Raw genomic sequence first — 8,856 nt, forward strand, 5'->3', positions numbered from 1 at the left:
CAAATAATTATGAATCCTTTCTAAACCGGTTCTCGATCCATGTCTGTAAACTTCGTCAGTTCCGGAATCCAGAGCAGATTCACGGTTCCGATAGGACCGTTTCTCTGTTTTGCAATGATCACTTCGGCCACTCGCTGCTCTGCTTCTGAAAGATCTCTGTTATAATATCCTTCACGATACAAAAACATTACAACGTCCGCATCCTGCTCAATCGCTCCAGACTCACGAAGGTCTGACAACATCGGTCTGTGATCCGGTCTCTGCTCCACCGCACGGCTGAGCTGAGATAATGCGATCACCGGTACATTCAATTCCCTGGCCAAAGCCTTCAGTCCTCTGGAAATGTCAGAGATCTCCTGCTGACGTGATGCATTATTACCGGAATTACCGCTCATCAACTGTAAATAGTCGATGATAACGATCTGTATATCATGCTCCATCTTCAGCTTTCTGCATTTAGAACGCATGGCTGACAGAGTAATACCCGGCGTATCATCAATAAATAACTTGGAATTTGCAATATTAGCAGAACCTTCTACCAGGTTCATCCATTCTTCATCGTTAAGCCTTCCGGTACGGATCTTCTGGGCATCTACATGGGACTCCAGAGAAAGCATACGGTTAACCAGCTGTTCCTTCGACATCTCAAGGCTGAAGATTGCTACCGGAACACCCTTCTTGAAAGCCATATGCTGTGCCAGATTCAGAACAAATGCCGTCTTACCCATGGAAGGACGAGCTGCGATCAGAATAAGATCTGATGGCTGCAAACCAGAAGTCTTATAATCCAGATCCATAAATCCTGTCTCAAGACCTGTTACCCGACCACGTGCACGGGATGCAGCATCGATCTTTTTCATGACATTGATAACAACCTGTCGGATCGGCACAAACTCACCGCCTCCGCCTCGCTGTGCCAGATCAAAGACCCTCTTTTCCGCATTGGCCAGTGTATCTTCCAGCTTTTCAGAACCTGCATAACAGGTATTGGCAATCTCTTCATTCAGTCGGATCAACCGTCTGGCCACGGATTTTTCCGCAACGATCTCTGCATAATATTTAATATTTGCAGATGTTGGCACCTGAGTCATCCATTGCAGGATACGATCTGTACCACAGGCTTCCTCTGGCACTCCTTTTTCTCTCAGGCTGGTATGCAGGATCACCGGCTCCACCGGTTTTCCCGCATTATAGAGCTCCACCATGGTATCATAGACGACTCCCATCTGCTTCTGATAGAAGTCCTCCCCCGTGATCAGCTCGGAGGCAACCATGATTGCTTCATTGTCGATCAGCATGGCTCCGATAACCGAGCTTTCCGCCTCCTCGTCATGCGGCATGACTCGTTTGATCAGCGCTTCCTCCATGATATCTGTTCTCCTATGCTTCTCTGACTACAACTTTCAGTTCTCCGGTCACCTGTGGGTGCAGTTTGATCGGTACCAGCGTCGTTCCGACAGCTTTGATTGGATTCGGCAGTACCAGTTTTTTCTTATCAATATCCAGGTTGAGCTGCTCTTTTGCTGCCTGTGCGATCTCTTTGGAAGAGATGGAACCAAACAGCTTTCCGCCCTCTCCGGTCTTGATGGATAATGTTACTTCTACTTTCTTCAGATCCTCTGCAAATGCCTTTGCTTCTGCCAGACGCTCTGCTGCCAGCTTATCTTCATGAGCCTTTTGCAGCTTCAGATCATTCATATTCTTGGATGTAGCCTCCAGTCCCAGCTTCTTTGCCAGAATGAAATTTCTTGCATATCCATCACTTACATCTACTAACTGTCCCTTTTTACCTAAGGACTTTACATCTTCCAATAAAATTACTTTCATTATTCCAGTTCTCCTTTCTCGAACATACAATCCAGAGTATCACGCACCTGCTGCATCGCTTCCTCCAGTGTACATTCCAGCTGCACTCCAGCCATATTCAGATGACCTCCGCCACCCATCTTCTCCATGATGACCTGTACATTCACATCATCAATAGATCTTGCACTTACATATATCCTGCCATTATATTCCGTCAACACAATAGATGCGCGAACTCCCACAATATTCAAAAGCTCATTGGCCGCCTGCGCACCGACGATCGTCGGACTTGCCAGCCCTTTGGACGGGCACACAGTTAATGCAAATCCCTTATATACCTCTGCATGACGGACTGCCTCCGCTCTCGCCTTATATTCTGCCATGTCCGTACGGAACATCTTGTGGACTCTGGTCACATCGGCACCACATCGGCGCAGAAACGCTGCCGCTTCAAATGTACGCACACCCGTTTTTCTCATAAAGTTGTCTGTATCGATCATAATACCTGCATAGATGCAATCGGCTTCTCCGCCCTTCAGTCTTACATTATCCGCAAAATATTGAAGGATCTCCGCAACCATCTCGCAGGAAGATGAGGCATTGGTCTCCACATAGGAAAGCGCCGCATGCTGGATCACCTCATTGCCTCTGCGGTGATGATCAAATACAACGACCGTCGGTGTCATGGCAAGAATCTCTTCACACTCGGTATAACTTGGCTTGTTGGTATCGACCACAACAACCACCGTATTGCGGTCTACGATTTCTTTTGCCTGACTGCTACCAATCACGATTCCCTGTTCATGATTGTTGGCCTCCGCAAATGCTTCCATCATCGGGCGCATGGCAGACGTTGCCTCATTGACGACAATATAGGCTTTCTTATTCAAGGTCTTCGCAGCTCGATAAATGGCAACTGCAGAACCAAATGCATCCGCATCTGGCATCTTATGCCCCATAACGACCACTTTATCCTTGGTCTCCACCAGCTCTCGGAATGCCTGTGCTTTGACACGCGCCTTTACACGCGTATTCTTTTCCATCTGCTGGGTCTTACCACCGTAATAAGTAATTTGATCTTTCGTCTTCACGACAGCCTGATCTCCGCCTCTTGCAAGAGCCAGATCCATGGCACTTCTGGCATATTCCATACAATCCGTATAGGAACCGCCGCCGGAACCAATACCAATACTTAATGTGATAGCCATCTCATTTCCAATATTAACGGTCTTAATATCCTGCAGCAGATCAAAACGAGTCTCACGGATCTGTGTCAGTGCTTTTTCCTGCATGACTACAAAAAATCTGTCTTTTTCCAGCTTACGCACAATGCCGTCATAAGCCCCGAAATACTTGTTGATCTTTCTCTCGATCAGCGCCACCAGAAGAGAGCTTCTGACTTCTTCCACATTTTCCAGAGCTTCATCATAATTATCAATGTAAACCAGACCAACTACCATACGCTGGTCTTCATTCTCTCTGATCCGACGGTTGATCTCCGTGGTATCAAACAGATACAGAGCGATCAGGCAGCCTTCCACAGCTTCCGACTCGATGAGCTCTTCAGCATTTGGCAGACACTCATCCATCTGGATCCGTTTCATCTCCACCCGGTAATCTTCTTCTCCGTACTTCAGATTCACAGAAACGACTGGCTCTTCTTCTGTAGGAAGCAGTCCCTGGTTCAGTTCCGGAAATACCGTATTGATCGCTTTATTAAATTTCCCGATCTTTCCTGTGATCCTGTTGAACTCCCGGTTGCTCCACACGATCCGTCCATCCTCACTCAAAAGGACATAGGGAATCGCCAGCTCCTTCAGCAGATTCTTCTGGATCTGTCCATACTGGGTCGCAAAGGACACCATATCTGTATAGATCGATGGCTTGTTATATATATACAGACCTCCTGCAATCGCTGCGTAAATGATGATCACGATTACCATAAGCAGCCCTGCCTGCGGTGAGATCAGATAAACACCCAACCCGGCCACCAGCAGCAGAAGCGTCAGATATAACGGCCATTTGATATAAAGCCGAAGCTTTCCTTTTATTTTCCCGAGTTTTCCCATGATATATGTTCTCCTCACTATCGCTCATTATACCATTATCCGTCTGTATGGACAAGTAATAAAACAGGCAGTGAGATTTTATAGATAATAAAAAGGACACCACATTATAAATGCGGTGCCCAAAAAGCTTGTTCTTATTCTGCAGTGTAAGGCATAAGAGCGATATGTCTTGCTCTCTTGATAGCTACGGTAAGAGCTCTCTGATGCTTTGCACAGTTTCCGGTGATTCTTCTCGGAAGAATCTTTCCTCTCTCAGAAACATATCTCTTTAATTTATTTACATCCTTGTAATCGATCTCATTATTTTCTTTTCCACAGAATACGCAGACTTTCTTTCTTCTGCGGCCGCCTCTTCTCATCTTCGGGGCATCGCCTTTTTCATTTTTGGTGTAAGCCATGATGGTTCCTCCTTTTCACGATTCTGATATCTTCTTCGATTGTTAATTGAACGGTAATTCCTCGTCAATTCCATCCGGAATGTTCATAAAACCATCTCCGGCTGCTCCTGAGGGACTCGGCGCAGACGGTGCCTGCGGCTGATATCCACCACCCATTCCGCTGTTATTGCGAAGTGCATCGCTGGTAGCTTTGCTCTCTGCAAACTCGACTTCTTCTGCAACCACATCGGTGGTATACACTTTCTGTCCATCGCGATTGGTATAGCTTCCGGTCTGGATGCGGCCACTGATTACCATACGCATTCCCTGACGGAAATATTTCTCAACAAACTCAGCAGTTCTTCCAAATGCTACACATCCGATAAAATCTGCGGTCTGCTCGCCATCTCTTCTTGCAACTCTGCGATCTACTGCAAGAGTAAATCTGGCAACTGCGGTAGCCTGCTCTCCATTGGAGTAGCGTACATCCGGGTCACGGGTCAGTCGACCCATCAAAATTACTTTATTCATTAACAATCACCTCTTATATGCTGTTCTTATGCGTCTTTGCGAACACACAAATAACGGATGACGTTGTCTACGATACGAACACGTTTCTCAACTTCTGCCGGGCAAGTAGCCGGTGCATCGAACTGAACGAAGTAGTAGAATCCTTCTTTCATCTTCTGGATCTCGTAAGCAAGTCTCTTCTTGCCAGCGTCTTCCACTTCTGTAACAGTACCGCCAAAGCGAGTGATAATCTCTTTCGCTTTCTCTACGGCTGCTGCTCTCTCGTCATCTTCGATTTTTGCATTCACAACAAGTGTTAATTCATATTTGTTCATGCTTTTACCTCCTTCTGGTCTCTGGCGCACGGTCATATTGCTATGCGCAAGGAATTTCTCTGATTACAGAGCTATAATATATCACAATAAAAGACTTTACCATATTTCCTGCTGAAAATCAAGCAGAAAATGCAGATTTTGCGAATGTATTTGCAAATACGAATGTAGCTCTGAATAATAACAAACTTCAGGCTTTGCGGATTCCTCTGGTATTCTTTTCCACTAGCTTCCGGGACACCATAACCTGATGTCCACACCCCATGCATTTCAGTCGAAAGTCTGCACCAACACGCAGGATCTCCCATTCCTGACTTCCACATGGATGGGGTTTTTTCAGTTTAATAATATCACCGATCTGATATTCCATATATTTTCCTCTTTCTTATAACTGGCTGAATATTTCACCGATAGGACCTTGTACCAGCAGATCTGCTCTGCTGTCCATAGGTGTCACTGATTTATTGATCAATACCAGTTTATTTCCATTATAATAGTCAATCAGTCCTGCAGCCGGATAGACCGTCAGAGAGGTTCCTCCAATAATCAGCACATCTGCATGACTGATGGCTCTGATCGCCCCTCTCATAGTCGCATCGTCAAGACCTTCCTCATATAATACCACGTCCGGCTTGATAATACCTCCGCATTTTTCACACTTCGGGATTCCCTTGCTCTCCAGCATATATCTGGCATCGTAAAATGCGCCGCATTTCTGACAGTAATTCCGATGTACACTGCCATGAAGTTCATAGACCATCTTGCTGCCCGCCGCCTGATGAAGACCGTCAATATTCTGAGTCACAACTGCCTTTAACTTGCCTTCCTGTTCCCATTGAGCCAGCTTCTTGTGTGCTGCATTGGGCTTTGCATCCAATGCCAGCATCTTGGCCCGGTAGAATCGATAAAACTCTTCCGTGTTTCTTCTGAAAAATGTGTGGCTTAAGATCGTCTCCGGCGGATAATCATACTGCTGTTTATAGAGACCGTCCACACTCCGGAAATCCGGAATCCCACTCTCCGTGGACACGCCTGCGCCACCGAAAAATACAATGTTATCACTGTTGTCGATCCATTTTTTTAAGGTTTCCAATTCCTGCTGCATGATACGATCCTCCTGTTTATTCTTCTATCTCTTCCACTTCCAAAGTGGAAAATAACTCTCCTTCCTGGAGAGATTTATCCAGACTTTCTATGCATAATGCCGCTGTGTACCCTTCATCCTTTACAGAAAGTAATCGGCATAGGTACTGTTTATGATTTATGTTCTGTATAATATATGGAACTTTCATCGCATTTTTTTTCACAGCATCACTTACATCAGAACCTTTACGGAATTCCACGTAAAATCTGTCCAGGGGCGTAGCAAATCCCGTCCCCAGCACCTTCAGGAAGCTCTCCTTGACTGCCCAGTATTCATAAAACAGTCTCTGTCGTTCTGACTCCGGTATATTCTCATAAAAATGAAGTTCGTCCGGTTGCAGCAGCTTTCTCACCAGCGATTTCTTCGGCTCTTTCCCTGCATACTGCAGATCAATACCCACTTCCCGATCTGCCACTGCACAGATCACATAATCTCCGGAATGGGACCAATTCACATAGATATCCTGACGATCATCCAAATAAGGCTTCCCGTGTTCATTTCTCTTATATTTCGCCGGAATCGGAATCCGGGCATCTACCTGCTGCAGACTTAAGTTTAATAATACTTCTGCTCCAAGAAAAAGCTGTCGTTCCCGTTCCCCTTTCTTACGGTCCGCCAGCTTCTTTCTTTCTTCTGTCAGATATGGACTCCACGAAGCAGCCAGGAAATCCTTCCCGACCGCTTTCATGGTAAATACTCGAATCATACGCTGCTCCTTCTATTGCTTTATTATACTAAAAATAAACAGGCAGAGCAATCCATAGTTTTAACCTCTTCCCAAGATCGCGTCAAGATCCTGCTCCGGAGCTGTGATGGGCTGCAGGTTATAGGCATCCCTCAGCACCTTCGTAACCCCTTCTGATAAAAATGCCGGGAACGTAGGTCCAAGATAAATATTTTTGATCCCCAGTGCCAGTAAGGTCAGCAAAATGCACACCGCCTTCTGCTCATACCAGGTCAGCACCAGAGTCAGCGGCAGATCATTAACCTCGCAGTCAAATGCTTCCGCCAGCGCAACCGCCACCTTGATTGCACTGTACGCATCGTTACACTGTCCCATATCCATGATCCGTGGAAGTCCTTCGATTTCTCCCAGATCCAGATCATTGAACCGGAATTTACCGCAGGCCAGTGTGAGCACCAACGTATCCATAGGAGTCTGCTTTACAAATTCCGTATAATAATTTCGTCCCGGCTGTGCTCCGTCACAGCCTCCCACCAGAAAAATGTGTTTGATCTTTCCCTGACGGATGGCACTGATCAACTTCTGAGCATTTGCCAGCACCGTTCCATGGGCAAATCCTGTGGTCATAATATGACCGCCATTGATTCCACTCATGCTTCGGTCATGCTCATAACCGCCCAGCTCCAGTGCCTGACGAATCAGTGGTGAAAAATCTTTCTTTCCGTCGACACCCTCCTGAATATGCACCATTCCTTCATAACCTACCACTGATGTAGTGTAGATCCGATCCTCATAACTTGGTCTTGGAGGCATCAGACAGTTGGTTGTAAATAATACCGGCGCCGGAATATCCACAAATTCCTTCTGCTGATTCTGCCATGCAGTTCCAAAATTTCCCGCCAGATGCTCGTATTTGGAAAGCTCCGGGTAACCATGAGCCGGCAACATCTCTCCATGGGTATAGACGTTGATCCCTTTCCCCTTGGTCTGTTCCAGCAACTCCTTCAGATCTTCCAGGTCATGACCGGATACCACGATAAACGGCCCTTTCTTAATGTCTGTATGAACCTTCGCAGGCACCGGTGTTCCGAAGTTCTCTGTATTAGCCTTATCCAGTAATTCCATACACTTCAGATTGACCCGGCCAAATTCCAGAATCAGCTCCAGCCACTCATTGACGGAATTTTCCCGGTTGATTTCACATAAGCCTTTGTAAAACCATTGGTTGATCTCCTCATCTCTCTGTCCCAGCCGGTCCGCATGATGGGCATACGCCGCCATACCCTTCATACCGAACAGTAACGTAGAACGAAGGGATACCAGATCCGTCTCTCCCACAAAGAGATCCACCACCGGGATCTCTTTCATCTCCAGCTTCTTACGCTCCTCCACTGCCCGATCGATCACTCCCTGGATTGCCTGATTATCAAAATTCACATTGGTCAGCGTGGTAAATAAGCCATCGATCAATAACCGGTCCGTCTCTCTGGTTCGTACTCCCTTTTCCTGCACCGCCTCCGCCAGCCGGATCAGGGCAATCACCAACTCATCCTGAAGCCTAGCCGTATCCGGCTGCTTTCCGCATACACCCACCTTCACACATCCCTTATTTCCAGCTGTCTGCTGGCATTGATAGCAAAACATATCTGACATTCTTCGTATCTCCTTGTCTTTTTGTTTTCACTATCCCCGGTTCTGGAAAATTTTATACGCAGGTAAACAGATTCTACATACATTTTGGCAATAAAAAAACTCCTTGTAATCAAGGAGTTAAGAGAGGCGACAACCAGATTCGAACTGGTGATATAGGTGTTGCAGACCTTTGCCTTACCACTTGGCCATGTCGCCATATTGAAAAGCTCCCCGAGTAGGGCTCGAACCTACAACACCACGGTTAACAGCCGTGTGCTCTACCATTGAGCTATCGAGGAAT

At 46.4% G+C, this 8,856-nt stretch carries 10 protein-coding genes and 2 tRNA genes; all 12 read right to left on the bottom strand.

Translation table 11 applies throughout. The features are described 5' to 3' along the window. Positions 1 to 20 precede the first annotated feature (20 nt). Positions 21 to 1,367, bottom strand: coding sequence for a replicative DNA helicase (gene dnaB / locus WMO62_RS15040; RefSeq protein WP_349145190.1), 1,347 nt, complete (start codon positions 1,365 to 1,367; stop codon positions 21 to 23). A gap of 13 nt (positions 1,368 to 1,380) precedes the next feature. Next, complete coding sequence (gene rplI, locus WMO62_RS15045; protein WP_117498438.1) at positions 1,381 to 1,827, bottom strand: 50S ribosomal protein L9; 447 nt, start codon at positions 1,825 to 1,827, stop codon at positions 1,381 to 1,383. Beyond that, a complete protein-coding gene (locus WMO62_RS15050) occupies positions 1,827 to 3,875 on the bottom strand; it encodes a DHH family phosphoesterase (protein ID WP_118439421.1) in 2,049 nt (682 codons plus the stop codon). Before WMO62_RS15050 ends, rplI begins: the two co-directional genes overlap by 1 nt. A 134-nt stretch (positions 3,876 to 4,009) precedes the next feature. Continuing rightward, positions 4,010 to 4,273, bottom strand: coding sequence for a 30S ribosomal protein S18 (rpsR, locus tag WMO62_RS15055; protein ID WP_117498434.1), 264 nt, complete (start codon positions 4,271 to 4,273; stop codon positions 4,010 to 4,012). A gap of 42 nt (positions 4,274 to 4,315) precedes the next feature. Beyond that, complete coding sequence (locus WMO62_RS15060) at positions 4,316 to 4,783, bottom strand: single-stranded DNA-binding protein (RefSeq protein WP_117498432.1); 468 nt, start codon at positions 4,781 to 4,783, stop codon at positions 4,316 to 4,318. A 26-nt stretch (positions 4,784 to 4,809) separates the two neighbouring features. Then, positions 4,810 to 5,097: a 30S ribosomal protein S6 gene (rpsF, locus tag WMO62_RS15065; RefSeq protein ID WP_117498430.1), complete on the bottom strand. Its 288-nt coding sequence runs from the start codon at positions 5,095 to 5,097 to the stop codon at positions 4,810 to 4,812. A gap of 187 nt (positions 5,098 to 5,284) precedes the next feature. Next, positions 5,285 to 5,464, bottom strand: coding sequence for a DUF951 domain-containing protein (locus WMO62_RS15070; protein ID WP_118439417.1), 180 nt, complete (start codon positions 5,462 to 5,464; stop codon positions 5,285 to 5,287). A 15-nt stretch (positions 5,465 to 5,479) separates the two neighbouring features. After that, complete coding sequence (locus tag WMO62_RS15075) at positions 5,480 to 6,199, bottom strand: NAD-dependent protein deacylase (RefSeq protein WP_349145191.1); 720 nt, start codon at positions 6,197 to 6,199, stop codon at positions 5,480 to 5,482. A 16-nt stretch (positions 6,200 to 6,215) separates the two neighbouring features. Then, a complete protein-coding gene (locus WMO62_RS15080) occupies positions 6,216 to 6,944 on the bottom strand; it encodes a 4'-phosphopantetheinyl transferase family protein (protein WP_349145192.1) in 729 nt (242 codons plus the stop codon). A 60-nt stretch (positions 6,945 to 7,004) separates the two neighbouring features. Further along, positions 7,005 to 8,567 (bottom strand): hydroxylamine reductase, encoded by a 1,563-nt coding sequence (gene hcp / locus WMO62_RS15085; RefSeq protein WP_349145193.1) that lies wholly within the window; start codon positions 8,565 to 8,567, stop codon positions 7,005 to 7,007. 133 nt (positions 8,568 to 8,700) lie between these two features. Continuing rightward, positions 8,701 to 8,771 (bottom strand) — tRNA-Cys (locus WMO62_RS15090). Between the two features lie 11 nt (positions 8,772 to 8,782). Beyond that, positions 8,783 to 8,854 (bottom strand) — tRNA-Asn (locus WMO62_RS15095). Positions 8,855 to 8,856: the final 2 nt, after the last annotated feature.

Origin of the sequence: Hominiventricola aquisgranensis, assembly GCF_040096225.1 — a bacterium.
Taxonomy (GTDB): domain Bacteria; phylum Bacillota; class Clostridia; order Lachnospirales; family Lachnospiraceae; genus Hominiventricola; species Hominiventricola aquisgranensis.

Coding starts and splice junctions, on each gene's coding strand:
- dnaB (WP_349145190.1), bottom strand. CDS start 1,367: ATGGAGGAAGCGCTGATCAAACGAGTCATGCCGCATGACGAGGAGGCG.
- rplI (WP_117498438.1), bottom strand. CDS start 1,827: ATGAAAGTAATTTTATTGGAAGATGTAAAGTCCTTAGGTAAAAAGGGA.
- WMO62_RS15050 (WP_118439421.1), bottom strand. CDS start 3,875: ATGGGAAAACTCGGGAAAATAAAAGGAAAGCTTCGGCTTTATATCAAA.
- rpsR (WP_117498434.1), bottom strand. CDS start 4,273: ATGGCTTACACCAAAAATGAAAAAGGCGATGCCCCGAAGATGAGAAGA.
- WMO62_RS15060 (WP_117498432.1), bottom strand. CDS start 4,783: ATGAATAAAGTAATTTTGATGGGTCGACTGACCCGTGACCCGGATGTA.
- rpsF (WP_117498430.1), bottom strand. CDS start 5,097: ATGAACAAATATGAATTAACACTTGTTGTGAATGCAAAAATCGAAGAT.
- WMO62_RS15070 (WP_118439417.1), bottom strand. CDS start 5,464: ATGGAATATCAGATCGGTGATATTATTAAACTGAAAAAACCCCATCCA.
- WMO62_RS15075 (WP_349145191.1), bottom strand. CDS start 6,199: ATGCAGCAGGAATTGGAAACCTTAAAAAAATGGATCGACAACAGTGAT.
- WMO62_RS15080 (WP_349145192.1), bottom strand. CDS start 6,944: ATGATTCGAGTATTTACCATGAAAGCGGTCGGGAAGGATTTCCTGGCT.
- hcp (WP_349145193.1), bottom strand. CDS start 8,567: ATGTTTTGCTATCAATGCCAGCAGACAGCTGGAAATAAGGGATGTGTG.